The sequence below is a fragment of the Streptomyces sp. NPDC048507 genome, assembly GCF_043199995.1.
GTDB lineage: Bacteria > Actinomycetota > Actinomycetes > Streptomycetales > Streptomycetaceae > Streptomyces.
In genome coordinates this window covers 146966-173174 of sequence record NZ_JBICWZ010000004.1, presented here as the reverse complement: position 1 = coordinate 173174, position 26209 = coordinate 146966, and the positions used below count along the sequence as shown (strand labels likewise).

Sequence of the window (26209 nt, the reverse complement as noted above, 5' to 3'; positions counted from 1 at the left end):
GGGACTAACTAGGCTCAACAGCATGTCAGTGCAGGAGTCTCAGGAATCGCCGGATCCCACACGGGAAACACCGGACCCGCTGGAGGCCGCGACCCGTGCCACCCGGAGCCTCCAGGGGCTGTCCACCGAGCTGACCGCTCGGGTGCCGCAGCTGCTGGAGGCCATGCGCTCGGTCGGTACCGGGCTCGAACTGCACTCCACGCTCGACCGCATCTGCGAGACCGCCGCCGAGCTGGCGGACGCCCGCTACGCGGCGATCGGCGTCGTCGACACCGAGGGACGGGGACTTTCGGACTTCGTCACCTTCGGCGTCAGCGCCGAGCTGGCCCGCAAGATCGGGCACCGCCCGGACGGCAAGCGGGGCCTGCTCGGCGCGCTGATCTCCCATCCCGACACGGTTCACCTCGCCGATCTGACGAAGGATCCGAGGGCGTCCGGGTTCCCCGCGCACCACCCGCCCATGAAGACCTTCCTCGGCGTGCCGATCCGGGTGCAGGGGGAGATCTTCGGAAACCTCTACCTCGCCGAGAAGAACGGCGGCGGCGAGTTCAACGACTACGACGTCCACATGGTCCGGGTCCTGGCCACCGAGGCGGGCATCGCCATCGGCAACGCCCGGCTCTACGAGGCCGCCACCCAGCGCGAGCGGTGGATCGACGGATCGGTGGCCGTCACCACCGCCCTGCTCTCCGGCGGGGACGCGGACGATGCCCTCGCGGTGGTGGCCGAACAGGCCCGGCGGCTGGCCGACTCGGCCGCCGGGATCGTGATGCTGCCCGCCGAGGAGGGCGGGATGGAGATCGTCGCCGTCTCCGCCGAGAACCCGGCCACCTCGCTCGGCGTGGTGGTCCCCGCCGAGAGTCCCGTCGTGGACAAGCTGCTCCGGGGCGAGCCGGTGTTCGTGGAGGACGCCGCCAGCGATCCGCGCATGATCAGTCGGCTGACCAGCCAGTACGGTCCCTGCATGATGCTGCCGCTGCACAGCGGCGGCCGGGTGCTGGGCGCCCTGGTCACCCCGCGGGCCCGGGGCAAGCGGCCGTTCAGCGAGGCCGAGCGGACCCTGGCCACGCAGTTCGCCTCCCAGGCGGCCCTCGCGCTGATGATGGCCGAGGCGCAACGCGACCGGGAGCGGCTCGCGGTGTTCGAGGACCGGGACCGGATCGCCCGCGATCTGCACGACCTGGTGATCCAGCGGCTGTTCGCCACCGGAATGATGCTGGAGGGCGCCCAGCGCCGCTCGATCGTCCCCGAGGTCCGCGACGGCGTCGGCAAGGCCGTCGACGAACTGGACGTGACCATCCAGGAGATCCGCACCGCGATCTTCGCGCTCCAGCAGGGGCCTGCCGAGGCGCCCTCGGGGCTGCGCACCCGGGTGCTGCGGGAGATCAACATGGCGGCCGTGCCGCTGGGCTTCAAGCCCGCGCACCGCTTCCTGGGCCCGATCGACGCCGTCGTCGGCGAACTGGTGGGCAAGAACCTGATCGCCGCCCTGCGCGAGGCCCTGTCGAACGCTTTCCGGCACGCGGAGGCGTCCCGCATCGAGGTGGTGCTGGACTCCACCATCGCCCTGGCCGACGGCCGGCCCGGCGTCCGGCTGGAGGTCGCCGACGACGGCGTGGGCATTCCGGAGGGCGGCCGGCGCAGCGGACTGCGGAACCTGCGCCGCAGGGCGGAGTCGCTGGGCGGAACGAGCCACTACGGACCCGGCCTCGGCGAGGACGGCGGCGGAACCACCCTGGTGTGGGAGGCCCCGCTCTAGGAGCACCGGGCCCGGGGTGCCCCGGCCCCGGCCCGGCTAGAGCGCTTCGTGGCCGGTGGCCGCCGCGCGGTCGGCGAGGATGCGCTCGATGACCACGGCCACCCCGTCCTCGTTGTTGGCGACCGTACGGCCCGACGCCGCCGCGATCACATCGGGGTGGGCGTTGCCCATGGCGTACGAGGTCCCGGCCCAGCGGAGCATCTCGATGTCGTTCGGCATGTCTCCGAAGGCGACGACCTCGGCGGGCGTGATGCCGCGCTCGGCGCAGCAGCGCTCCAGGGTGCTCGCCTTGGACACGCCGAGCCCGCTGATCTCCAGCAGGGCGGTCGGGCTGGAGCGGGTGATCGAGGCATAGGCCCCGGCTGCCGAGCGGGCCAGGGCGAGGAACTCGTCCGGGGCCAGTTCGGAGTGGTGGGCGAGCAGCTTCAGTACGGGCGCCGTCTCCTCGGGCTCCTCGTGCAGCAGCTTCTCGGCGGTGGCGACGGTGGCGCCGGGGTCCTGGAAGAAGGGCGGGTAGGCCGGCTCGTAGTTGATGCCGGTGGTGCGCTCGACCGCGAAGGAAGTGCCGGGGGCGGCGTTGCGCAGGGTCTCCACCACCGTGAGGGCGGTGGCCCGGGGCAGCGCGCGGACCTCCACGAATTCCCGGCCCGCGTGCAGATCGACGACGGCGGCGCCGTTCGCGCAGATCGCCAGGCCGTGGCCGTGGACGTGATCGCTGACCGCGTCCATCCAGCGGGCCGGCCGGCCGGTGACGAAGAAGACCTCGATCCCGGCCTCCTCGGCGGCGGCGAGCGCGGCAACCGTGCGGAGCGAGACGGATTTGTCGTCGCGCAGCAGGGTGCCGTCGAGATCGGTGGCGATGAGCCGGGGTGCGGGGGTGGGCCCGTCCGGGCGCTGGGGAGCCGAGGTCACCGTTCCATCTTCGCCCATGGGCTCCCGCACCCCGACCAGCTCGGGCCGAGATGTTTCACGTGAAACACCGACCCCCGTCCAGCTCTGGCGCGATGTTTCACGTGAAACGGTGGCGTGTTTCACGTGAAACACGGGCGTTCGGCCCACGGTGGGGCCCCTGGTGCGCAATGTGCGGTGGGCGCGGATGCGGTCGTAGGCTCGAACGCATGAGTCTGCGTCTGAGCACAGTGATCCTCCCGGTCCGCCCCTGGCACGAGGGCGGCCGAGCCCAGTGGGAGCGGGCCGAGCGGCTCGGGTTCCACACCGCCTACACCTACGACCACCTCACGTGGCGAACCTTCCGTGACGGCCCCTGGTACGCGGCGGTGCCCACCCTGACCGCCGCTGCCGCCGTCACCGACCGGCTCCGGCTCGGCACGCTGGTCACCTCGCCGAACTTCCGCCACCCGGTCACGCTGGCCAAGGACCTCATGACGCTGGACGACGTGTCCGGCGGGCGCATCACTCTCGGCATCGGCGCGGGCGGCAACGGCTTCGACGCCGTGGCACTGGGCCAGGAGCAGTGGACCCCGCGCGAGCGCGCCGACCGCTTCGCGGAGTTCGTACCGCTGCTGGACCGGCTGCTCACCGAGGACGCCCTCACCCACCACGGCACCTACTACTCGGCCGAGGAGGCCCGCAACATTCCCGGCTGCGTCCAGCGGCCACGGCTGCCCTTCGCCGTGGCCGCAACCGGCCCGCGCGGTGTCAAGCTCGCCGCGAGCCACGGCCAGGCCTGGGTGACCGCCGGTGACCCGAAGGTCTTCGAAGGCACGCCCGAGCAGTCGCTGGAGGCCCTGCGCGGCCAGATCGGGAAGCTGGACAAGGCCCTGGCGGAGATCGGACGCGAGTCCGGTTCCATCGAGAAGGTCCTGCTGACCGGCTTCACCCCCGAGCGCAGCACCCTGCTGGAGTCCGTGGACGCGTTCGTCGACTTCGCGGGGCGCCACCGGGAACTGGGCTTCACCGAGATCGTCGTCCACGCACCGGTCCCGGACTCCGACTTCGCCGCGGACGAGGACGTCTTCGAGCGGATCGCCACCGAGGCGCTCGCCCAGCTCGGCGACTGAGGAACCGGACCCGGCCTGCCCGGGCGCGGTTGCGAGGAACGGGTTTCCTCGGAACCGCGCCCGGGAGCCGGCCGGATCCTCAGCTGGTCAGGCCCGTGACGACGCGCCGCGCCTGCGGCAGCAGCCACTCGGGGCCCGTGCCCTCGGGCAGCGCCTCGACCTCCTCGATCAGCGCGGAGATCCGGGCGGCGCCCGCTGCAGGGCGGCCCAGTTCCTGCTCGGTCCAGGCGGCGTTGTTCAGGCACTGGAAGCGGTCCTGGAGGTATTCCGTCCCGAGCCCGGCGTAGAGCGCGGCCGCCCGCTCCCAGAGCAGCACCTCCTCCGTCCGCAGCGCCTCGATCCCGGCCGCGCCCAGCGTGCTCTCCGGGGCGGGGCCGCTCCCGTCGTCGGGTTGCTCGGCATCGACCCGCCGGTCCAGCACCTGTGCCAGCTGGTGCCAGGTCTGCGCCAGCTCGGCGCGCAGCTCCGGATCCAGGGGCTCGTCGGCGAGGGCCGTCTCCAGCACGCGGGCCGCCTCGTCCATCCGGGCCCGGGCGGCGGCGACGGTGGCGTCGGTGGCCTCCTCGCGCAGCCCCAGCCAGGCCAGCGAACGCAGGATCCGTACCTCGGAGATCACGGACTCCCCCGTCAGCCGGCGCAGCTCCAGGGCGCGCTCGTACGCGGCGACGGCTTCCGCGGCCAGCCCGGCGTCGCTCAGGCAGTCGGCGGCGGCCTGGGCGAAGGAGGCCTGTGGCCGCGGGTCCTCCCAGTCCTTGACCAGTTCCGCCGCCAGCAGGAACTGCTCCGCCGCGGCCCGCGACTCGCGCAGGTCCCGCAGCAGGTTGCCCAGGAAGTCCCGGGCGGAGACGGCCTGCCCCTCACCGTGCTCCAGCAGCTCGGGCAGCGTGGACTGGAGCACCTCCGCCGCGTCGGCGGCCCGGCCCTCCCGCGCGTGGGCCCGGGCCAGCAGCAGCCGGGCCTGGGCCCCGCCGTCCGCGGTCAGGCCGGCCTGGTCGAACCAGTGGGCCGCCGTCAGGGCGTGCTCGGCGGCCTCGCCCGCCGCGTCCCGGCGCAGCAGGACGTCCGCCAGGGTGATCCGTACGACGGCCTGCTGTTCGGCGTCGGTCACCTCGGCGGCGTGTTCCAGGGCGGACCGGGCCGCCTGCTCGGCCTCCTCGGGCCGCTTGAGGGACATCAGCACCCCGGCCCGCAGGACGAGCGGGTCCACCGCCTGCCAGGGCCGGGCCGCCGTGACCGCCCGGTCCGCGGCGGAGGCCAGCAGCACCAGGGCCCCGTCGGTGTCGCCACGGGAGAGCGCCAGCCGGCCCAGCATCTCCTCCGCCTCGGCGGCGAGGTCGGGCAGGGTCGGACCGTAGGAGGCGACGAACGCGGTGAGCTCGGCCACCAGCAGCTCGTGGCCGTGCTCCTCCGCGTGATCGTGGTCCCCGTGGCCGTGCTCCCCGTGGGCGTGCCCGGCCTCGCCGCGCTCGCGTGCGGGCGCGGCCTCGACCGAGCGGAGGTAGGACTCCACGCGGATCGCGGACAGTTCCGCGAGGGCGATCCGGCGCGGGCGCAGCGGTTCGGCCGCGTCCAGGGACTCGGCGGCCCGCAGTCCGGCCGCCAGCAGTTCCCGGATCCGTCCCGGCTCCTCGCCCGACTGGGCGGCCGCGGTCGCCAGCCGCAGTTCCGCGAGCGCCGCGCGCTCCGCCCGGCCCAGCGCCCGGTATTCGTCGCGGACGCCGGCCAGCAGCAGCGCGGCGTCCTTCGCGCCGGCCCGCGCGGCGGTCAGGGCCTGCTGGTCGGCGAGGTCGGCGGCGAGGAGCGGGTCCGTCTGCGACGGCGCCGGCGCGGAGATCCGTACGGAGACCTCGGCCCACAGGGCATCCGCCCCCGGGTGGCCCGTGTCGCGTGCTGCGCGGGCCCGTTCCACCAGTTCGGGAAGGCCGGCGGCGGGGGCGGCCGGGCGGGCCGGAGCCGCCGCGGGCACCGCGGTGCCCGACGGCGGGGGCAGCGCGGTGCTGCGCACGCCCAGCGGGAGCGAGCCGGCCAGCGGCTCCCGTGCGATCCGCTCGCGCAGCTCGTCCGTGACCCGGGTGGTGCCGTTGCGGGCGTCGAAGCGCGCCGCGACGGCGAGGGCCTGCCCGAGGAGGATCCCGTAGAGCTCGTCGACGGTGCGCGCCGAGCCTTCGTAGGGGACGCACGGGTCCGCGCCGTGGCCGAGCCGCTTGAGCCGGCCCAGCAGGACGAGGACGCCGCCGAAGAGCTCCCGCTGCGTGTCGGCGTCCGAGAGCGAGCCGAGGAGCGCCGCGTGCTCGGAGAGGATCTCCAGGCCGCGGGCCTCGTTGCCGGTCAGGGCGCAGAACTCGATGTGCTCGCCGATGGAGCGCAGCAGGCTCTCCTTGCCCCGGGCCAGGCGGTATCCGCGCAGGTGGTGGGAGCGCGCCTCGGCGGTGCGGCCGAGGCGGACGAGGGGGAGCAGGGCGCGGGCGAGGACCCGGTGGGGTTCCTCCATGCAGGTCTGGCGGCCGCTCAGGACGGGTTCCCAGATCTCGATCGCCCTGGCGTCCTCGCCCCGGTCGGCCCAGAACCAGCCCTGGGTGTGGGTCTCGCAGGCGTGGCAGTCGCTCATGGAGTCGCGGTCGGCGGCCCGCCAGCGTTCGACGGCGCGTTCGGCCCGCTCGCGGTCGCCGGTGGCGTGGGCCAGGTAGTACTCGGACTGGCGCACGGCGCGTTCGCTGTACCCGGCGATCCGGTAGCGGCGTTCCATGTCGTCGAGCCAGTGGGTGACGGTTTCGACGGGGATCTCGGGGGATTCGACGATCCGGCCGGCGACCCACTTGAAGCGCCAGAACAGGGAGTGGGTCTCGGACGCGTCGAAGGCTCCCGGATCGCGGTCGTACTCCTGGAGCAGGCGGGCGAACGGGACGACCATGCGGGTGCGTTCGGCGCTGTACTCGTAGGCGTCGATCTGCCCGACCAGGGCCTGGCGGAACAGGGCGCGGTCGCCGCCGGCTTCGGCGGCCGCCGTGAGGGTCTCGGCCTGTGCGTTGCGGGCGGCGCCGTAGGGCAGGCCGCGGTTCTGGTGGAGCGCGTGGCGGATCTCTTCGCTGGTCAGGGTGGTCACTTGCCGTCCTCCTGGGCCGGGGTGGAGTGGGTCGCCCATTCCAGGAGCCCGAGGAAGGCCCGGTTGAGCAGGGTGGAGTCCGCCGGTCGCAGCGGCCGTTGGGACATCAGCAGGGCCTGTCCGTAGAGCGATTCGACGGCCGTGCCGGTCAGCGTGGGGTCGGGCAGTGCGGCGATCCGCCGGATCAGCGGGTTGTTGTGGTTGAGGACCAGGCGGGCGCGCGGTCCGGAGCCGCGCAGCGAGCCGAGGATGCCGCTCCACAGGGAGTCGGCGCTCTCCAGCGCGGCGGTCCGGTCGCGTTCCTGGCGGGCCTGGCGGTCGTCGAGGTAGAGGGCGGGAACGGCCACGGGCTGGAAGGCGCGCAGCACGACGTCGCAGCTCTGGGGCTCCAGGCGGATGCGGGCCGTGGACAGGAAGGAGGCGAGGGCCAGTTCGACGTCGGTGGGTACGGTGTCGAGGCGCTCGGTGACGGCTCCGGCGTCGAGTTCGGCGACCTTGAGGTCCGGGCGTACGGAGGGCAGCAGGGCCAGCAGGTCGGCGTCGTAGGTGTATCCGGCGTTGATGACGCCGAGGCCGTGGGCCGCCGCGATCGGGGCGATCTGGCGGAACTCCTCCACGGTGCGCGTGAAGTGGATCTCGGTGTGGGCCGCCGCGAACTCCTCCAGGCTCATGGAGCCGTCGGAGGTCTCGAACGGCAGCCAGGGAAGCATCAGGGCGAGCAGCTCGGCGTCGTGCCGGGCGAGGGACTTCACACCGAGGTGGTGCACGCTCAGGAAGGCCGCCAGCCGGTCGGGTTCGCTCGCCGCGAGCTCGGCCAGCCAGCCGCGGACGCGGGCGCCGAGGGCCTCGCGGACGGCGGCCAGGGTCTCGTCGTCGTAGAGGTTCTCGCGGGAGGCCGTGGGCCGCAGGGTGTCGGTGTCGAGGACGGCGCGGACGAAGAAGGCCCAGTCGGGGAGCAGGTTGTCGGCCTGGTCGGTGAGCAGCATGCCCTTGAGGTGGACGCGGTGTCCGGACCGGTGGGCGGGGCTGGTCGGTTCGGGCAGGACGTACGCGACTCCGCGCACCCCCGCGACCGGCAGGTCGAGGTCGATGCTGTCGAGCGGGGTGAAGCCGAACAGGGCCGTGCAGTGCCCGGCGAGCGCGACGCGGCGGGCGGCCGGGGTGGGGAAGGACCGGTCCCACACGGCGGGCCGGTCGGTGACGGGGCGCGGCTCGCCGCCGAGGCCGTCGTCGAAGGTGATCTCGTAGGGCAGGAGGGAGCCGTAGTCACGGGCGAGCCGTTCGACCCGGGCGGGCTGGGTCCACTCCTCGGCGCCCGCGCGGGCCTCCAGGTGGACGGTGGTGCCGGGCTCGGTGCGGGCCTCGTGCGGCAGTTCGCGCACGGTGTAGGAGCCGTCGTCGGTGGCGAGCCATTCCACGGGCGCGGCCAGCGGGTCGCGGGCGGAGCGGGTGACGACCCGGATCTGCCGGGCGACGACGAAGCAGGCGAGCAGGCCGATGCCGAACTGGCCGAGGAACTCCTGACGGGTGGTCTCCAGGCCGTGCTGTCCGCCGCGCTTGGAGCTGCGGCCGATGGTGGCGAGGAGGGAGTGGGCCTCGGCGGCGGTCAGGCCGATGCCGGAGTCCTCGATGGTGACGCGGCCGGCGGACGCGGACAGGCGGATGCGGACCTGTGCGCCGGGCTCGTGGGCGTGGCGGGCGGTGACCGCGTCGACGGCGTTCTGCAGCAGCTCGCGGACGTAGACGCGCGGGCTGGAGTAGAGGTGGTGGGAGAGCAGGTCGACGAGGCCGCGCAGGTCGACCTGGAAGTTGTTGACCTCGGCTTCGGCCGGGGATGCGGACGTCATGGGGTGTCACCTCGCGTGATCACATGGGAGGTCGGTGATCGCGAGGTTCCCCCCTCACTGATCCCGGAACGAGAACAGAGTAGGGGGATGATCGGACAGTCCTCCCGTGAATTCCGCGCGGCGGGCCGGGGCCTGTCCTCGGGCTCCCGTCCGCCCTCGCCGGGATCCGCCGGGACCGTGACGTCGAGCGTTAGGGGAACCGCAGGAACCGCGGCGGTACGGAGTCGGCGAGCCACACCCCGTTGGCGCTGATCCGGAACACGTGCCCGGCAGCGCGCATCGCGCCCGCGTCCACCGCCAGGACCACCGGCCGGCCCCGGCGCGCCCCGACCCGCGTCGCCGTTTCGCGGTCGGGCGACAGGTGCACGTGGTGGCGGGCCATCGGGCGCAGGCCTTCGGCACGGATGGCGGCCAGGGCTGCGGGGACGGTGCCGTGGTAGAGGTACGCGGGCGGTTCGGCCTCCGGCAGGTCCAGGTCCACCGCCACGGTGTGCCCCTGGCTGGCCCTGATGCGGGTGCCCTCGACGGCGAAGCGCTGTTTGTCGTTGGCGGCGACCACGTGGTCGAGCTCGGCCCGGTCGAAGGGGAATCCGTGGGCGGCCGCGGCGCGCAGGAGGTCGTCGATCTCCACCCATCCCCGGGGGTCGAGCACCAGCCCGATGCGTTCCGGCTGATGCCGCAGGTGTTTCGAGACGTATGTGGAAACCTTCACGGTGCGTCTGTCGTCCATGGCCCCAGCTTGCCGCGTCGGGCGGGGTGCGAGCAGCGATTTTTCGCCGCTCCGGCGGCTGCGGACTCCCTCTATCGCGTTTCCAAGATACGGAATACATTTTCCGCTGAACTGCTGCCCAGAGGGGGAAACCGTGACAAAGAAGGCTTCACTGCTGCGTCGTGTGACTGCCGAACTCATCGGCACCGCGAGCCTGCTCGTGGTGGTGATCGGCTCCGGCATCCAGGCCGCGACACTCAGTGCCGACACGGGTGTGGCCCTCGTGGCCAACTCGCTCGCCTCCGCCATCGGCCTCGGTCTGATCATCACCTTGTTCGGACCGCTGTCCGGAGCCCACCTCAACCCGGTCGTCACCCTGACGGCCTGGTGGGCCCGGCGCTCCGGCGGCGAAGGGCTCGACGTCCGTGAGGCCCTCGCCTACGCCGGCGCGCAGACGGCCGGCGCCATCGGCGGAGCCGTCCTCGCGGAGACGATGTTCGGCCGCACCCCGGGCACCTTCTCCACCCAGGTGCGCGACGGCGGGCACCTGCTGATCGGGGAGATCGTCGCGACGGCCGGGCTGGTCCTGGTCATCCAGGGGCTCGGCCGCATCGGCCGGTCCCGGCTGATCCCGGCCGCCGTCGCCGCGTACATCGCCGCCGCCATCTGGTTCACCTCCTCCGGCTCGTTCGCCAACCCCGCGGGCACGGTCGGGCGCGCCTTCAGTGACTCCTTCACCGGGATAGCCCCGCAGTCCCTGCCCGGCTTCGTCGCGGCCCAGCTGGTCGGCGGCGTCCTCGGACTGGCCCTGGCCACGCTCCTCTACGGACGCGGGGGCGGAGCCGGTTCCGGCGGCGACGCCCAGGTCCCGGTGGCCGGGGCGGAGCCGACGGTGGTCGAGGTCCCCGTGGCCGATATTCCCCGCACCGGCCCCTCTTTCGAGGCCCTCGTCTGAGGTTTGATCCCCGTTCCCCACAGGCGAGGCCGAGTTGTCCACAGCCGTTTCGGTGGATTTCAGCGGCAAGCGTGTGATTCGCCCTGTGGACTACTGATCGAGCACTATCGGCCGCCCCTGCTGACCAGATCGTTCATGGTCCGGGCCTGGAGCTCCCGCTCCGTCGCGGCCCGTACGAATTCCGCCACGTGCTCCGCCCCCACCAGTTCCTGCACCGCCCGCACCGTCTCCGCGGGCAGCGCGACCGGCGCGGGCCCCGAGGGCGCGGCCCCGCCCGCGGCCCCCAGATGGCGCTGGAGGTGCCGCGTCGCGAACAGCCGCATCGCCCGCGCCAGCTCGGCGTCCACCGTCTGCTGGGCCAGCGGCCGCAGTCTGCGCACCATCGTCGCCGCCTCCGCCGCGTCCGCGTCGGTCGGCGGCACCTGCCCCAGGTAGCGGGCGAACACGTGCTCCGTGGTGAACTCCAGGAACCGGGAGGCGATGTGCTCCACCTGCCCGCGCAGTTCGCGCAGGTGCCCGGTGATCGCCGGGAGCGGCACCCCGGCGGCATACAGCTCGGCCGCGACCGCCAGCTCCTGCGGGGAGGGGACCAGGAACTCGTCCGCCCGCCCCGCGATCCGCTCCAGCACCCCCAGCTCGCACGCCTCGTCGACGGCGTCGTCGTCGGGCCGGCCGCCGAAGCGCTCGTTGAGGTCGGACCGGCTGATCCGGGCCGCCTCCTCATCCGTCCACGGCCCGTGCACCTCGGCCACCAGACCCAGTACGCCGCCCAGCCCGCGCCCCGCGTCCCAGGCCTCCAGCAACTCCTTGATGGAGGCCAGGGTGTAGCCGCGGTCCAGCAGGTCGGCGATCTGCCGCAGCCGCGCCAGATGCGTGTCCCGGTAGACGTTGGACCGGCCGCGGCGCTCCGGCTTCGGCAGCAGACCGCGGTCCTGGTACGCCCGGATCGTGCGCACCGTCGCCCCGCTGTGATGGGCCAGATCCTCGATCCGGTACTCGGCTACCGCCTGATCGGACAATCCCGGCTCCCTACGACATGGCGGCTCGGCCTACGGCGCCCACCGCGGCCCGGGCGGCAGATGACGCCGCCAGGTACTCGACCGCCCTGCGCAGCGAGCCCTCCTGCGAGGGATGGTACGACCGCCGGAAGGAGCCGGGTATGGCCGCGCCCGCCTCTCTCCACGCCGGCGGCGGCCCCCCCGGCCGCCGCCCGGCGGTCACCGCCCGGTGAACGGCGCTCCCGCCGGGCGGGTTCGGGGCCGTGGCGCATCAGGTACGAGACCCCGCGGGCCCGCGGTGCCCGTACACGCCGACGGCGACGGAGCGGTGCTCCGGCTGCTCCGCGCCCGTCGGCGCCGCCTTCACAGCCGCGGCTCCAGCTTCGCGAACCGCCGCAGCGTGCGCGGGGCGAAGCGGGACATCCACAGGGCGCCCTTGGACTCCGGGGTGACGGGCACGACGGCCTGGTTCTTCACCACCGCGGTCAGGATCGCGTCGGCGACCTTCTCCGGCGGGAAGTTGCGCAGCCCGTACAGCCGTGAGGAACGCTCCTGGCGGCGCTTCTCCTCGGCCGCGTCCACCCCGGCGAAGCGTGAGGTGGCGGTGATGTTGGTGTTGACGATGCCCGGGCAGATCGCCGAGACGCCGATCTGCCGCCCGGCCAGCTCCGCGCGCAGGCACTCGCTCAGCATCAGCACCGCCGCCTTGGAGGTGCTGTAGGCCGGCAGGGTCTTGGAGGGCAGGTAGGCGGCGGCGGAGGCGGTGTTGACGATGTGACCGCCCTGGCCGCGCTCCGCCATCTGCTTCCCGAAGACCCGGCAACCGTGGATGACTCCCCAGAGGTTGACGTCGAGGACCTTGCGCCAGTCCTCGGCCGACGTCTCCAGGAACGCGCCCGACAGTCCGATGCCGGCGTTGTTCACCAGCACGTCGACGATCCCGTACTCGGCGGCGACCTTCGCCGCGAGCTTCTCCATCGCCTGCTCGTCACTGACGTCCACGCACTCGCCCCAGGCCTCGGGGGCGCCGACGAGCCGGGCCATCTCGGCCGTGCGCGCCGCGCCCTCGGCGTCCCGGTCCACGGCCACGACCCGGGCCCCGGCTTCGGCGAACGCGAAGGCGGTGGCCCGCCCGATGCCGCTGGCGGCGCCGGTGACCAGCACCAGCTGCCCGCCGAACCGGTCTGCGTACCGGCCGGGCGGCTGCTGCCGCGGCGCCCGCGCCGCCGGCTCCTCCCGGGCGGTCACGAACTCGGTGACCCACGCCGCCACCTGGTCCGGCCGGGTCCGGGGGATCCAGTGCCGCGCGGGCAGCGTCCGCCGCACCAGGTCCGGGGCCCACAGCCCGGTGTCGTCGTAGAGCCGCTCGGACAGGAACCCGTCCCCGGTGGGGACGATCAGCTGCACCGGGACGTGCGCGTACGCGTCGGCGCGGGGCCTGCGCATCCGGGGCCGGACGTTGTCGCGGTAGAGCCAGGCTCCGTGCGCCGCGTCCTCGGCGACCGAGGCGGTCGGGTAGGAGCTGTCCGGGAAGTTCTCCGCCCGCTGGACCAGCTTGGGCCACCGCTTGCCGAGCGGCCCGCGCCAGGCCAGCTCCGGCAGCGCCGGGGTGTGCAGCATGTAGACGTACCAGGACTTCACGGCCTGGTTCAGCAGCTGGGCCGTCCGGCGCGGGGTGGGGCGGGCCATCCGCTTCTTGATCCAGTGGCCGAAGTGGTCCAGGGAGGGGCCGGACATGGAGGTGAAGGAGGCGATCCGCCCTTCCGTCCGGGCGACCGTCGCGAACTCCCAGCCCTGGACGGAGCCCCAGTCGTGGCCGACCAGGTGCACCGGGCGGTCCGGACTGACCGCGTCGGCCACGGCCAGGAAGTCGTCCGTCAGCTTCTCCAGGGTGAAGCCCCCGCGCAGCGGCCGGGGCGCAGAGGAGCGCCCGTGGCCGCGCACGTCGTACAGGACCACATGGAAGCGGGCCGCGAGCCGCTCGGCGACCTCGGACCAGACCTCCTTGCTGTCCGGGTAGCCGTGGACCAGCACCACCGTCGGCCGGTCCGGATCCCCGAGCTCGGCGACGCACAGCTCGATGCCGCCGGTGCTCACCCAGCGCTCGCGCGCGCCCGCCAGTGCCGTACCGCTGCTCAGCTCGCTCATGCCGCCTTCTCCTCAGCCCAGCGCCGCACGTGCGGCAGATCGTCGTCCAGCCAGAAAGCGCTTTCCGCGGGATCCGTGGAATCGGTGACCACGAGGATCTCCTCGAACTTCGCGCCGGTGCCCCGGAAGCCCAGGTGCGGTTCCACCGCCCACAGGCCGGGCTGCGGCGGGTGGTCGGAGAAGTGGTAGGGACTCCACAACGGGGACCAGCCCTCGCGGTGCCCGTGCAGGGCGTCCGCGGCCAGCCCCTTGAGGGACTGGGTGCCGAAACCGAACGCGGTCGGGGACCAGCGCCGCTCCCGGACCCGGTCAATCTTGTGCGCGATCACGCCGAAGGGGTAGGCCCGGTGCCGGTTCGCGTACCCCTGGCGAGTCATCAGCCGCTCGACGTTCTCGTAGATCTCGCGCAGCGGGCGGCGTTCGCGGACCTGCTCCAGGATCAGGTCGCGGTGCGGCCGCAGGTCGGACATCAGCCGGTCCTGCACCGGATGGAGGCCGAGGCTGCCGGAGTACCCGATGTCGGCCGCGTACCCCCGGTGGACGGGGGCCATGTCCAGGATGAACGGCATGCCCGGCTCCAGCCGCCGCCCGGTCGGGAAGAACTGGAGGGGGACCTTGAAGCCCGCGAAGGCGGTGCGGTCCCCGAACCAGGCGAACGGCAGGTGGAACCAGTCCCGCACACCGCGCTCGCGCAGCCAGTCGCGCTGCATCCGCGCCGCTTCGCGCTCGGTCACGCCCGGCCGCAGCTGCGCCGCCACCGTCTCGGCGCACTCGTAGGCGAGGCGCTGCACCTCCCGGAAGCCGCGCAGCTCCGCGGAAAGCCGCCCACGGTCGTGCGCGGTGCGTTGCTTGGTGTGCCCAGCCATGCCAGCCGTCCGTCCCTGTAGCCGTACGCGCCCGTAACTTGACACTGATGAATGTGACAATGACCGGAGATCACGTCAAGGGCCGTGCACGGACCTGTGGACGGACGCGGCGCTTTCCCGCCGGGCCGATTTCGGCCTTCCGTCCGTGTTGCGGCCCTCTTCCGTCAGCCTTCCGTCAGGCTCCGTAGTCCTCAAGGCGGAGAGGGGATCCCGCTCCAGGTCTGACGACCCGCGCCCCGGGCGGCACTAACGTCGTTCGCGTGACTGTCATCGCGACCGAAAGCCTGAGCAAGCGGTACCCCCGAGTGACCGCCCTCGACCGGCTCTCCCTGGACATCGGGCCCGGAGTGACCGGCCTCGTGGGCGCCAACGGAGCCGGCAAGTCCACGCTGATCAAAATCCTGCTGGGACTGTCCCCCGCCACCGAGGGCCGCGCCGCCGTGCTCGGACTCGACGTCGCCACGCACGGCGGTGCCATCCGCGAGCGCGTCGGCTACATGCCCGAGCACGATTGCCTGCCGCCCGACGTCTCCGCCACGGAGTTCGTCGTCCACATGGCGCGCATGTCCGGGCTGCCGCCGACCGCCGCCCGCGAGCGGACGGCCGACACCCTGCGCCACGTCGGGCTGTACGAGGAGCGCTACCGCCCCATCGGCGGCTACTCCACCGGCATGAAGCAGCGCGTCAAGCTGGCCCAGGCGCTCGTCCACGACCCGCAGCTGGTGCTCCTCGATGAGCCGACCAACGGCCTCGACCCGGTCGGCCGTGACGAGATGCTCGGCCTGATCCGCCGCATCCACACCGACTTCGGCATCTCGGTCCTGGTCACCTCCCACCTCCTCGGAGAGCTGGAGCGGACCTGCGACCACGTGGTCGTCGTCGACGGCGGCAAGCTGCTGCGCTCCAGCTCCACCAGCGACTTCACCCAGACCACCACCACGCTGGCGATCGAGGTCACCGACTCCGACACGCACCCGGACGGCACCGCGGCCCTGCGCCGGGCGCTCACCGCGGCGGGCATCACCCTGCACGCGGGAGAGGAGCAGGGCCTGCCCGGGGCCGGCCACATCCTCCTGGTGGAGGCTTCCGGCGAGGACACGTACGACGTGGTCCGCGACACCGTCGCCGACCTCGGGATCGGCCTGGTCCGCATGGAGCAGCGCCGCCACCACATCGCGGAGGTCTTCCGCGACAGCGACCGGGCCGCGCAGGCCGCCCAGGCCGTCCCGCCGGTCCCGTCCGTCCCGTCCGTCCCGCAGTTCCAGACCCAGCAGAAGGGAGCCGGTTCCGATGGCGCCTGACACCTCGACCCAGATCCACAACATCGGCTACCGGTCCTACGACGGCCCGCGCCTCGGCCGCGCCTACGCCCGCACCTCCCTCTTCTCGCAGTCCCTGCGGGGCGCGTACGGGCTCGGCCGCTCCGCCAAGTCCAAGGTGCTGCCGATGATCCTCTTCGCGGTGATGTGCGTGCCCGCGCTGATCATCGTCGCGGTGGCGATCGCCGTCCCCGGGTCCACCGAGCTGCCGATCAAGTACACGACGTACGCCCTGACCACCCAGGTGATCATCGGCCTCTACCTCGCCTCCCAGGCACCCCAGTCGGTCTCCCGGGACCTGCGCTTCAAGACCGTGCCGCTGTACTTCTCGCGGCCCATCGAACGGGTCGACTACGTCCTCGCCAAGTACGCGGCGATGGCCTCCGCCCTCTTCATCCTCACCGCCACGCCACTGCTGATCATGTGGATCGGCTCGCTGCTGGCGAAGTTCGACTTCGCCGACCAGACCAAGGGATTCGGACAGGGACTGGTGTCGGTACTGCTGCTGTCGCTGCTCTTCGCGGGCCTCGGCCTGGTGATGGCCGCGCTCACCCCGCGACGCGGATTCGGCGTCGCCGCCGTCATCGGTCTGCTGCTGATCCCGTTCGGCGCCGTCACGGCCGTCCAGGGCGTCGCCTACGGCACCGGTCACACCGGCGCCATCGAGTGGATGGGCCTGTTCTCCCCCGTCACCCTGATCGACGGAGTGCAGACCGCCTTCCTCGGCGCGACCTCCGCCTTCCCCGGTGGCGAGGGCCCCTCCGCCGGCGTCGGCGTCGTCTACCTGCTCGTCGCCCTCGGCCTCATCGTCGGCTCGTACGCCGCCCTGATGGCCCGCTACCGGAAGGCCGGTCTGTGACCATCATCGACATCGACCACACCTCCCGCTGGTTCGGGAACGTCGTCGCGGTCAACGACGTGACCATGCGGATCGGTCCCGGGGTCACCGGCCTGCTCGGCCCGAACGGCGCCGGCAAGTCGACCCTCATCAACATGATGGGCGGCTTCCTCGCCCCCTCCACGGGCACGGTCACCCTCGACGGCGCGCCGATCTGGCGCAACGAGCAGGTCTACCGGCAGATCGGCGTCGTCCCCGAGCGGGAGGCGATGTACGACTTCCTCACCGGCCGGGAGTTCGTCGTCGCCAACGCCGAGCTCCACGGACTCGACGACGCGGCGGCCCAGCGGGCGCTCGCCACCGTCGAGATGGAGTACGCCCAGGACCGCAAGATCTCCACCTACTCCAAGGGCATGCGCCAGCGCGTGAAGATGGCCTCCGCGCTGGTCCACGATCCGTCCGTGCTGCTCCTCGACGAACCCTTCAACGGCATGGACCCGCGCCAGCGCATGCAGCTGATGGACCTGCTGCGGCGGATGGGCGACGAGGGCCGCACCGTGCTGTTCTCCTCCCACATCCTGGAAGAGGTCGAGCAGCTCGCCTCCCACATCGAGGTGGTCGTCGCCGGCCGGCACGCCGCCTCCGGCGACTTCCGCAAGATCCGCCGCCTGATGACGGACCGTCCGCACCGCTACCTCATCCGCTCCTCCGACGACCGGGCCCTCGCCGCGGCCCTGATCGCCGACCCGTCCACGGCCGGCATCGAGGTCGACGTCAAGGAAGGCGCCCTGCGCATCCAGGCCGTCGACTTCGGACGCTTCACCGAACTGCTGCCGCGGGTCGCCCGCGCGCACGGCATCCGGCTGCTGACGGTCTCGCCCTCGGACGAGTCCCTCGAGTCGGTCTTCTCCTACCTCGTCGCGGCCTGAAGGAGCTGGCACCCATGTACAACCCCACCGTCGCCCGGCTCACCTACCGGGCCCTCCTCGGCCGCCGCCGCGCGCTGATCCTCTTCGCGCTGCCCGCCCTGCTGATCGTCATCTCCATCGCCGTCCGTGCCTTCACCGGAGTGGACGACAAGGTGGCGGCCGATCTGCTCGGCGGCTTCGCCCTCGCCACGATGGTCCCGCTGATCGGCGTCATCGCCGGCACCGGAGCCATCGGCCCCGAGATCGACGACGGCTCGATCGTCTACCTGCTCTCCAAGCCGGTGAAGCGCCCGACGATCATCCTCACCAAGCTGATCGTGGCGATCGCCGTCACGATGGCCTTCTCGGCCATCCCGACCCTGATCGCCGGGTTCATCCTCAACGGCAACGGCCAGCAGATCGCCGTCGCCTACACCGTCGCCGCGCTCGTCGCCTCGGTCGCCTACAGCGCGCTGTTCCTGCTCCTGGGCACGGTCAGCCGGCACGCGGTCGTCTTCGGCCTGGTCTACGCCCTGATCTGGGAGTCCCTCTTCGGCAGCCTGGTGTCCGGAGCCAAGACCCTCAGCGTCCAGCAGTGGGCGCTGTCTCTGGCCGAGAAGGTGGCCGGACAGGGGTACGTGGACGCCAGCGTCGGCCTGCCCACCGCCGTGATCCTGCTGCTCGTGGTCACCGTCGGCGCCACCGTGTACGCCGGCCAGAAGCTGCGCCGCCTCACCCTCGCCGGCGAGGAGTAGGCCCGCCACACCGGCCCGCAACCCGTGCCCCGCCCGGCCCATCGGCCGGGCGGGGCGCCGTTTCTCACGGCATCATTCGGTGCATGATCGAGCACACGGAGCCGGAGCCGTCCAGGCCCCTGAGGTCGTGGATACGCACCTCGCCCGGAACCCACATCTGGCTCCTGATCATCGCCGTGACCAGCCTGATCGTCGTGATAGCGCCCGACCGGGTCGAGCACGTCCTGCTCCACCGCAACAGCAGCAACATCCACCAGCTCGTCCAGTACCCCGTGCGCGCCCTGGTCAGCAGCGCCTTCTGGATCGAGAACCCGTCCTCGCTGGCGCTCTACGCGGTGCTCTTCGAGGTCTTCCACGCCACCGTCGAGCGATGGCTCGGCACCCTGCGCTGGCTCGTGATCGTCGCGACCGCCCACATCGTCGCCACCCTCGCGAGCCAGAAGGTCCTCTCGATGGCCATCCAGGACCACCGGGCGCCGCACAGCATGACCCATGTCGTGGACATCGGGGTCAGCTACGGGATCGCGGCCTCCGTCGGCGTCCTGACCTACCGGCTTCCCGGCCCCTGGCGCTGGCTCTACCTGGCCGGGGCCGTGGCCTTCTTCGGGGCGCCGCTCTTCACCGGCGGCACTTTCACCGACCTGGGGCACGCCATCTCGCTCGCCGTGGGCCTGCTCGCCTGGCCGCTCACCCTGCACCCGCATCCGCGCACGGCTTCGGCCTGACCCTGACGCGCCGGGGAAGTTTCACGTGAAACACGGCCGGTGTTTCACGTGAAACACGGTCCGGTTTCACGTGGAACACCAGTCGGGCCTCAGCGCCGCCGGGGCGAAATTCGCTGGTACGGGGCCTGCTCCCCCGGCAGAGTGAGGGGTGCGGGGAGCACCAAAAGGCCCGGGACGGCCACTTCGAGCGCGCCTCGCGGCGCGGGCCGTCCCGGACCTCTCGTACGTCCGCCCGGGCTGCTCAGGCGGCGCCCAGCAGGCGTTCCAGCACCACCGCGATGCCGTCCTCCTGGTTGGAGGTGGTCACCTCGTCGGCCACGGCCTTCAGCTCCGCGTGGGCGTTGGCCATCGCGACACCGTGCGCGGACCAGCCGAACATCGGGATGTCGTTGGGCATGTCGCCGAAGGCGATCGTCTCGGCGGCCTTCACGCCCAGCCGCCGGGCGGCCAGCGAGAGGCCCGTCGCCTTGCTCAGGCCCAGCGGCAGGATCTCCACTATCCCCGGACCGGCCATGACGATGTCGACCAGGTTGCCGACGGTCTCCCGCGCCACCCTGACGAGCTCGTCCTCGCCCATCCCCGGATGCTGGATGTACAGCTTGTTGAGCGGAGCCGTCCAGACGGCCGCCGTGTCCTCCAGGTAGATCGCCGGCAGGCCCTCCTGCACCTGGTAGCCGGGGCCGAACAGCACCTCGCCGTCCACCCCGTCCCGGCTGGCCGCCAGGGCCAGCGGACCCACCTCGGCCTCTATCTTCGACAGCGCGAGACCGGCCAGCTGCCGGTCCAGCGTCACCGAGGTCAGCAGCCGGTGCGCTCCCGCGTCGTAGACCTGCGCACCCTGCCCGCAGACCGCGATCCCCTCGTAGCCGAGGTCGTCGAGCACGTGCCGGGTCCAGGGCACGGCCCGGCCGGTGACGATGATGTGCGCCGCGCCCGCCGCGGTGGCCGCGGCGAGCGCTTCACGGGTGCGCTCCGAGACGGTGTCGTCATCACGCAGCAGCGTGCCGTCGAGGTCCGTCGCGACGAGCTTGTAGGGGAAGGGGGCCGGGCTCACTTGGCGATCGGCTCCAGCACCTCGCGGCCGCCCAGGTACGGACGGAGCACCGGGGGCACCCGCACCGAACCGTCGGCCTGCTGGTGGTTCTCCAGGATGGCGACGATGGTGCGCGGGACGGCGCACAGGGTGCCGTTCAGCGTGGACAGCGGAGCGGTCTTCTTGCCCTCGCGGTAGCGGATCGACAGGCGGCGGGCCTGGAAGCCGTCACAGTTCGAGGCGGAGGTCAGCTCGCGGTACTTGCCCTGCGTCGGGATCCAGGCCTCGCAGTCGAACTTGCGCGAGGCGGAGGAGCCCAGGTCGCCGGTGGCGACGTCGATGACCTGGAACGGCAGCTCCAGGCTGGTCAGCCACTGCTTCTCCCAGTCGAGGAGACGCTTGTGCTCGGCCTCGGCCTCCTCCGGCGCGACGTACGAGAACATCTCGACCTTGTCGAACTGGTGGACGCGGAAGATGCCGCGCGTGTCCTTGCCGTACGTACCGGCCTCACGGCGGAAGCACGGCGAGAAGCCGGCGTAGCGCAGCGGCAGCTTGTCGGCGTCGATGATCTCGTCCATGTGGTACGCGGCGAGCGGGACCTCGGAGGTGCCGACCAGGTAGTAGTCGTCCTTCTCCAGGTGGTACACGTTCTCCGCGGCCTGGCCGAGGAAGCCGGTGCCCTCCATGGCGCGCGGGCGGACCAGCGCCGGGGTGAGCATCGGGATGAACCCGGCTTCGGTGGCCTGCGCGATGGCGGCGTTCACCAGGGCCAGCTCCAGCAGGGCGCCGACGCCGGTGAGGTAGTAGAAGCGCGAACCCGACACCTTGGCGCCGCGCTCGACGTCGATGGCGCCCAGGGACTCGCCGAGCTCCAGGTGGTCCTTGGGCTCGAAGCCCTCGGCGCCGAAGTCGCGGATCGTGCCGTGGGTCTCGAGGATGGTGAAGTCCTCTTCGCCGCCGACCGGGACGTCGCTGTGGACGATGTTGCCGAGCCGCAGCAGGAGCTGCTTCGCGGCCTCGTCGGCCTCGTTCTGCTCGGCCTCGGCGGCGCGGACGTCCTGCTTGAGCTGTTCGGCCTTGCCCAGCAGCTCCGCGCGCTCCTCCGGGGAGGCCTTGGGGATGAGCTTGCCGAGCGACTTCTGCTCGTTCCGCAGTTCGTCGAAGCGCATGCCGGAGGACCTGCGGCGCTCATCGGCGGAGAGGAGTGCGTCGACGAGCCCGACGTCCTCTCCACGGGCGCGCTGCGAGGCGCGGACACGGTCAGGGTCTTCACGGAGCAGCCGGAGGTCAATCACCCCTCCAGGCTACCGGGCTGGGGTTCCTGGGATCACACCGATATCACGCTGCGTGTCGCTATGTCCCAATTGCGGCTAATGGAAAACTCTGCGCCGACGGCCGGATCCGACCCCCGGCCTCCGGTCAATAAAAGCGGCCCATTCCCCGAAAAGGGGCACAACGCCGCCCGGCGGGCAGGGCCTGAGCAGGGTCGCAGGGGCTTCCTTGTCCACAGGAATTCCCCTCGGGGCGGTCTTATCCACAGGCTGTGTGCTGGATCTGTGGACACGGAATTAGATCAATAGGGATCGGCGAGCGGCCGGGGCCGATCAGGGTTCAAACCACCCTCACACACTCATTCGGGTGGGAATGGCTCGCTCCAAAGAGTTGATCGGCGATACCTGGGTGACGCCGTTCACCCACCGCTCCCCAGCGCGAAACCTGGGTCGCCCGGCCGATATGTCGACCTTGTCGTGCCGACCTGTCGACTTGTCCCCAGGTCCCCATCCCGCCCTGTGGATAACTCTGTGGACAGTGGACGGAGCGCTACGGCCGGCCGTCGAGGCAACGCGTCAGCCAGTCCGAGGCCTCCGTGAAGTCGCTGTCGGAGGTCCCCGGCCGCGCGGCCCGCACCTCACTCAGAGCGACGCCCGCGCGCGGGTACGAGCCCAGGAAGCGCACCTGCGGGCAGGTCCGCTTCAGACCCATCAGCGCCTCGCTCACCCGGCGGTCGGAGACGTGCCCCTCGGCGTCGACGGCGAAGCAGTAGTTGCCGATTCCCTCCCCGGTCGGCCGGGACTGGATCAGCATCAGGTTCACCCCGCGCACGGCGAACTCCTGGAGGAGCTCCAGCAGCGCACCGGGGTGGTCGTCGCCCAGCCACAGGACCACCGAGGTCTTGTCGGCACCCGTCGGCGCCGCGGGCCGGGCGGGCCGGCCGACGAGCACGAAGCGGGTTTCGGCGTTCTGCGCGTCGTGGATCTCGGTGACCAGCGCCTCCAGCCCGTACGTGGCCGCGGCGAACTCCCCCGCGAAGGCGGCGTCGAAGCGGCCCTCCTGGACCAGCCGGGCGCCGTCGGCGTTCGAGGCGGCCGACTCCCACAGCGCGTCGGGCAGGTTCGCCCGCAGCCAGTTGCGGACCTGCGGCTGGGCCACGGGGTGCCCGGTGACGGTCTTGACGTCCGACAGCTTGGTACCGGGCCGCACGAGCAGCGCGAACGCGATCGGCAGCAGCACCTCGCGGTAGATCATCAGCGGTTCGCCGGAGGACAGCTCGTCGAGGGTGGCGGTGACCCCGCCCTCCACCGAGTTCTCGATCGGCACCAGCGCGGCAGCGGCCTCGCCGTTGCGCACGGCGTCCAGCGCCGCCGGGACCGACACCATCGGGACGAGCTCCCGGGTGGCTGCTTCCGGCAGAGTGCGCAGGGCGGCTTCGGTGAAAGTGCCCTCGGGACCGAGATAGGTGAAGCGGGTGGCCGACATGCGGTCAGCCTAATGCCGGGGCACCCGCCCCCGCCGGGCCGTTCACCCTTCGAGCAGAGGCTGCCCGACGTACTCCCCGGCGCGCGGCCCGGGCGGAACGGCGTACAGGCCGCTCGACTCGTGCCGGATGAACTCCGACAGTGCGTCCCCCCGGTCGAGCTTGCGCTGGACCGGTACGAAACCGCGCAGCGGGTCGGCCTGCCAGCAGATGAAGAGGAGCCCGGCGTCGGGGGTTCCGTCGGCGGCGATCCCGTCGTGGAAGGAGAAGGGCCGCCGGAGCATCGCGGCCCCGCCGTTCTGCTCGGGCGCGGAGATCCGGGCGTGGGCGTTGGAGGCGATGACGGGCTTGCCGTCGGGACCGAGCTTGTCCAGGGCCGGCTCCGTGGTCTCGGCGCCGCCGGTCAGGGGGGCGCCGTCGGCCTTGGTCCTGCCGATGACCTGCTCCTGCTGGGCCGTGGACCGCTTGTCCCAGTCGTCGAGCAGCATCCGGATCCGGCGGACGACCGCGTACGAACCCCCGGCCATCCAGGCGTGCTCCGCGGGTCCGGGACCGGCGCCCGGTACGAAGATCCGCTTGTCGAAGTCGGCGTCGGCCGGCTTCGGGTTGCCGGTGCCGTCGACCTGCCCCATCAGGTTCCGCGCGGTCATCGGGGCGGCGGTCGCGCCGGGCGAGCGGTTGAAGCCGTTCATCTGCCAGCGCACGCGGGCGGCGTCCCCGGCGTCCTTCTGTACGGCGCGCAGGGCGTGGAACGCGACGAGCCCGTCGTCCGAGCCGATCTGGACCCACAGGTCGCCGTTGCTGCGCTGCGGGTCCAGGCGGTCGGAGGAGAAGTCCGGCAGCGGGTCGAGGGAGGCCGGCCGCCGGGCGGTGAGGCCGGTCCGCTCGAAGAAGGAGTGCCCGAACCCGAAGGTCACCGTCAGGGACGAGGGCCCCGCGTCCAGCGCGATGCCGCTGTCGCCATGGGGCGCGGTCTCGCCCGCCATGAGCCGGCGCGCGGTGTCGGACCAGCGGCGCAGCAGCGCCGCGGCCTCCTTGCGCCCGGCGCCGGGTGCCAGGTCAAAGGCGACGACGTGGCCCTTGGCCTGGAGCGGGGTGGTGATGCCCGCCTGGTGGTCCCCCTCGAAGGCCACCCGGGTAGCCCCGAGGGCGGCGAGGGGGCCGCCCCGGCCGGAGGCGGCGCCGGCCGGGGAGTCGGAGACCGCCGCGTGCACCAGGGCGCCGCCGGTGGCGCCGAGCGCGAGCCCGGCGGCGCCCGCGGCGCCGACGGTGCCCAGCAGCCGGCGCCGGGAGATCTCGATGTCGGGGTTGCTCCCGGTGCTGTCGGTCACGCTGTTCAGCCGATCTTCACGTTCTTCTGGACGGTCGTCTGGTCGATGTCGGAGGTCCGTACGGTCACGTCGATGCGCCAGTCGCCGGCGAGCGGCAGCTGGACCCCGGTCGCGCTCCAGTGTCCGGGAGCGTCGCGGTCCGGGGCGACCGGCAGCGGGCCGATCTCCTTGGCCTCGAGGGTGAAGGAGATCTTGATCTCGGGGAGGTCGAGCGGCTTGCCGTCGGCCCCGTCGGCCCACAGGTGCAGGGTGTTGGCGCCGACCCGGCCCGGATCGAGTTCCAGGCGGACGGATCCCTTGCCGTTCTGGCCGCCGGTGTCGAACGGCAGGGTGATCTTGACGGCCCGGTTGGGGACGGCGGGACCCGCGGAACTGCTGCGGCCCGTCTCCTGCTCAGCGGCGCGGCCCGGTTCGGTACTGGTCAGGACGGTCGTCACGGCCAGCAGGACGACGGCCACGCCGGCCTCGGCGAGCACCGAGCGGCGCAGGCCCGCGCGGCCCGGATCGGCGTCGCGGACCTGCTTCTCGCGGGCCTTGTCCCGGGCGGCGCGCTGACGGGCCAGCTGGGCCGCGCGCCGGGGGTCGGCCTCCGCGTCGGAGGCCTCCACAGCGGCATCCGCCCCGGAGCCGGCGGTACCGGACGCCGTTTCACGTGAAACATCCGCCGTTTCACGTGAAACATCGGCGCCCGCCGTCACCGCCGCGTGCTCTTCGGCGGAGACCTCGGCGTCCTCGGCGCGTCCGGCCGCACCGAGCCGGCCGGTCCACTTGCGCGAGACGTAGGCGATGGCGATGAGGACCGCGACCAGCCCGACCTTGATCATGAGCAGTCGCCCGTAACTGGTGTCCGTCAGGGCCGACCAGCTGCCGAGCTGGCGCCAGGACTGGTAGATGCCGGTGGCGGCGAGCACCAGGACGCTGGTGAAGGCGACCTTGGAGAACCGCCGGACGGCCTCGCGCTCGATGTCCGGCACCTTGTGCAGGGTCACCAGCAGGGCCACCAGACCGCCGAGCCAGGTGGCCACGGCCAGCAGGTGCAGCACGTCGACCGGCATGGCGATGCCGGGCTGGATGCCGGTGGAGGCGTGCTCGGCGAGGGCCCAGGTCGCGGCGATGCCGCCGGCCACGACCGTGCCGCCGATGGCGAGCCCGAAGCCGAGGTCGCTGGTCTCCTTCTTCGCCGCCTCGGCGGCCGAAGCCGCGTCGTCCGCGGAGACGTCGGCGAAAACGTCGGCGGAGGCATCGGCGGAGACACCGGTGGAGCCGTCGGCCCCTTCCGTCCCCGAGGCCTTCTGGCGCCGCGCGTAGGCGCCGAAGAGCACGGCGATGAACAGGGCGGCCGCGCCCAGGAGCAGCAACCGGGAGACGAAGGAGGCACCGGTCTTCGTGTCCAGGACGGCCCGCAGCCCGTCGAGGTCGAAGGCGTCGGCGAACTTCCCGGAGCCGGTGTAGGGAGTGCGCAGCACCAGCATCGCCAGGGTGGCGGCGGTCAGGGTGACCCAGCCGCGCACCACCAGCTTCTGCAGCGAGCGCTCGGCGGCGCCCCTGCGCCAGCACAGCAGGATGAAGGCGCCGCCGCCGACGAGGACGGTGAACCCGGCGTAGGCGGCGTAGCGGGCGATCCCGTACGCGATGCCGACGGGCCCGCCGCCCGCCTGCTGGTCGGGCAGGGCGACGCTGGTGGCGGAGGGGGCGCCGACGGAGAAGGTGAAGGCGCCGGACACCGGGTGGCTGTCGGCGGAGACGGCCTGCCAGGCGACGGTGTAGGTGCCGTCCGGCAGGCCGGAGTGCAGGGCGGTGCCGTAGCGGACGGTCGAGCCGCTGCACATGTCCCGCAGCTCGCCGGTGTCGACGCGCTTGCCCGCCGGGTCCATGACGCGGATGGAGTCGTCACCCATGGCGACCTGCTCCGAGAAGGAGAGGGTCACCTGGGCGGGTGCCGTGGCGACCACCGCCCCGTCCTGGGGGTCGCTCGCGGTGAGTGCGGCGTGTGCCGAGGCCGGGGCGGCCGCGGCGAACAGGGCTGCCAGCAGGGCTGCGAGGACCAGCACCAGCCGCGGCAGGCGTGCCGTGGCGCGGGCGGCGCGGGCCGGGGAAGGAGCGGGGGCGGTGGCCGTCATGGCGTGTCAGTTCCTCGGT

General features: G+C 72.5%; 20 protein-coding genes. 8 read left to right on the top strand and 12 right to left on the bottom strand.

All coding sequences use genetic code 11. The annotated features are described in order from the left end of the window. Positions 1–22: 22 nt before the first annotated feature. Positions 23–1759, top strand: coding sequence for a GAF domain-containing sensor histidine kinase (locus tag ACGFXC_RS13785; RefSeq protein WP_393712482.1), 1737 nt, complete (start codon positions 23–25; stop codon positions 1757–1759). 36 nt (positions 1760–1795) lie between these two features. On the opposite strand, the gene ACGFXC_RS13780 is transcribed toward ACGFXC_RS13785, so the two are convergent. Further along, positions 1796–2689 carry a Cof-type HAD-IIB family hydrolase gene (locus ACGFXC_RS13780; protein WP_393712480.1) on the bottom strand — a complete coding sequence of 298 codons (894 nt, stop codon included), beginning with the start codon at positions 2687–2689 and terminating at the stop codon, positions 1796–1798. 188 nt (positions 2690–2877) lie between these two features. Here ACGFXC_RS13780 and ACGFXC_RS13775 point away from each other — a divergent pair, with 188 nt between their 5' ends. Next, positions 2878–3780, top strand: coding sequence for an LLM class flavin-dependent oxidoreductase (locus tag ACGFXC_RS13775; RefSeq protein WP_393712478.1), 903 nt, complete (start codon positions 2878–2880; stop codon positions 3778–3780). Positions 3781–3859: 79 nt separating this feature from the next. Here ACGFXC_RS13775 and ACGFXC_RS13770 read toward each other — a convergent pair whose 3' ends face one another. The 3 genes from ACGFXC_RS13770 to ACGFXC_RS13760 all read right to left on the bottom strand — a co-directional run bounded on the left by ACGFXC_RS13770 (position 3860) and on the right by ACGFXC_RS13760 (position 9460). Then, complete coding sequence (locus ACGFXC_RS13770; protein ID WP_393712476.1) at positions 3860–6883, bottom strand: tetratricopeptide repeat protein; 3024 nt, start codon at positions 6881–6883, stop codon at positions 3860–3862. Further along, the gene (locus ACGFXC_RS13765) at positions 6880–8730 is read right to left on the bottom strand and encodes an HSP90 family protein (RefSeq protein WP_393712475.1); all 1851 of its coding nucleotides are present in this window, start codon (positions 8728–8730) and stop codon (positions 6880–6882) included. Before ACGFXC_RS13765 ends, ACGFXC_RS13770 begins: the two co-directional genes overlap by 4 nt. A 190-nt stretch (positions 8731–8920) precedes the next feature. After that, the gene (locus tag ACGFXC_RS13760) at positions 8921–9460 is read right to left on the bottom strand and encodes an RNA 2'-phosphotransferase (RefSeq protein WP_393712473.1); all 540 of its coding nucleotides are present in this window, start codon (positions 9458–9460) and stop codon (positions 8921–8923) included. Positions 9461–9623: 163 nt separating this feature from the next. On the opposite strand from ACGFXC_RS13760, the gene ACGFXC_RS13755 reads away from it, so the two are divergent. Continuing rightward, a complete protein-coding gene (locus tag ACGFXC_RS13755; protein ID WP_393712472.1) occupies positions 9624–10394 on the top strand; it encodes an aquaporin in 771 nt (256 codons plus the stop codon). Between the two features lie 104 nt (positions 10395–10498). On the opposite strand, the gene ACGFXC_RS13750 is transcribed toward ACGFXC_RS13755, so the two are convergent. The 3 genes from ACGFXC_RS13750 to ACGFXC_RS13740 all read right to left on the bottom strand — a co-directional run bounded on the left by ACGFXC_RS13750 (position 10499) and on the right by ACGFXC_RS13740 (position 14406). Then, a complete protein-coding gene (locus ACGFXC_RS13750; RefSeq protein ID WP_393712470.1) occupies positions 10499–11413 on the bottom strand; it encodes a MerR family transcriptional regulator in 915 nt (304 codons plus the stop codon). 342 nt (positions 11414–11755) lie between these two features. Next, complete coding sequence (locus tag ACGFXC_RS13745; protein ID WP_393712468.1) at positions 11756–13540, bottom strand: SDR family oxidoreductase; 1785 nt, start codon at positions 13538–13540, stop codon at positions 11756–11758. Continuing rightward, entirely contained in the window at positions 13537–14406 is an 870-nt protein-coding gene (locus tag ACGFXC_RS13740) for a M24 family metallopeptidase (protein ID WP_393712466.1), read from the bottom strand. Before ACGFXC_RS13740 ends, ACGFXC_RS13745 begins: the two co-directional genes overlap by 4 nt. 260 nt (positions 14407–14666) lie before the next feature. Between ACGFXC_RS13740 and ACGFXC_RS13735 the strand changes: the two genes are divergently transcribed. The 5 genes from ACGFXC_RS13735 (at position 14667) to ACGFXC_RS13715 (ending at position 18951) form a co-directional block, all read left to right on the top strand. Continuing rightward, a complete protein-coding gene (locus ACGFXC_RS13735; protein ID WP_393712464.1) occupies positions 14667–15707 on the top strand; it encodes an ABC transporter ATP-binding protein in 1041 nt (346 codons plus the stop codon). Beyond that, positions 15697–16584 carry an ABC transporter permease gene (locus tag ACGFXC_RS13730; protein ID WP_393712462.1) on the top strand — a complete coding sequence of 296 codons (888 nt, stop codon included), beginning with the start codon at positions 15697–15699 and terminating at the stop codon, positions 16582–16584. The genes ACGFXC_RS13735 and ACGFXC_RS13730 overlap by 11 nt, the downstream gene beginning before the upstream one ends. Then, positions 16581–17492: an ABC transporter ATP-binding protein gene (locus tag ACGFXC_RS13725; protein ID WP_393712460.1), complete on the top strand. Its 912-nt coding sequence runs from the start codon at positions 16581–16583 to the stop codon at positions 17490–17492. Before ACGFXC_RS13730 ends, ACGFXC_RS13725 begins: the two co-directional genes overlap by 4 nt. 14 nt (positions 17493–17506) lie before the next feature. Then, complete coding sequence (locus tag ACGFXC_RS13720; protein ID WP_393712458.1) at positions 17507–18226, top strand: ABC transporter permease; 720 nt, start codon at positions 17507–17509, stop codon at positions 18224–18226. Between the two features lie 83 nt (positions 18227–18309). Further along, complete coding sequence (locus ACGFXC_RS13715; RefSeq protein WP_393712457.1) at positions 18310–18951, top strand: rhomboid-like protein; 642 nt, start codon at positions 18310–18312, stop codon at positions 18949–18951. Positions 18952–19192: 241 nt separating this feature from the next. Here the strand turns inward: ACGFXC_RS13715 and ACGFXC_RS13710 are convergent, their stop codons facing one another. The 5 genes from ACGFXC_RS13710 to ACGFXC_RS13690 all read right to left on the bottom strand — a co-directional run bounded on the left by ACGFXC_RS13710 (position 19193) and on the right by ACGFXC_RS13690 (position 26190). Further along, the gene (locus ACGFXC_RS13710; RefSeq protein WP_393712455.1) at positions 19193–20005 is read right to left on the bottom strand and encodes an HAD family hydrolase; all 813 of its coding nucleotides are present in this window, start codon (positions 20003–20005) and stop codon (positions 19193–19195) included. After that, positions 20002–21279: a serine--tRNA ligase gene (serS, locus tag ACGFXC_RS13705; RefSeq protein ID WP_393712453.1), complete on the bottom strand. Its 1278-nt coding sequence runs from the start codon at positions 21277–21279 to the stop codon at positions 20002–20004. Before serS ends, ACGFXC_RS13710 begins: the two co-directional genes overlap by 4 nt. Before the next feature lie 526 nt (positions 21280–21805). Then, on the bottom strand, positions 21806–22741 hold the full coding sequence (gene pheA / locus ACGFXC_RS13700; protein WP_351823200.1) for a prephenate dehydratase: 936 nt from the start codon (positions 22739–22741) through the stop codon (positions 21806–21808). Between the two features lie 42 nt (positions 22742–22783). Continuing rightward, the gene (gene efeB / locus ACGFXC_RS13695) at positions 22784–24070 is read right to left on the bottom strand and encodes an iron uptake transporter deferrochelatase/peroxidase subunit (RefSeq protein WP_393712451.1); all 1287 of its coding nucleotides are present in this window, start codon (positions 24068–24070) and stop codon (positions 22784–22786) included. Positions 24071–24075: 5 nt separating this feature from the next. Next, a complete protein-coding gene (locus ACGFXC_RS13690; protein WP_393712449.1) occupies positions 24076–26190 on the bottom strand; it encodes a copper resistance CopC/CopD family protein in 2115 nt (704 codons plus the stop codon). Positions 26191–26209 lie beyond the last annotated feature (19 nt).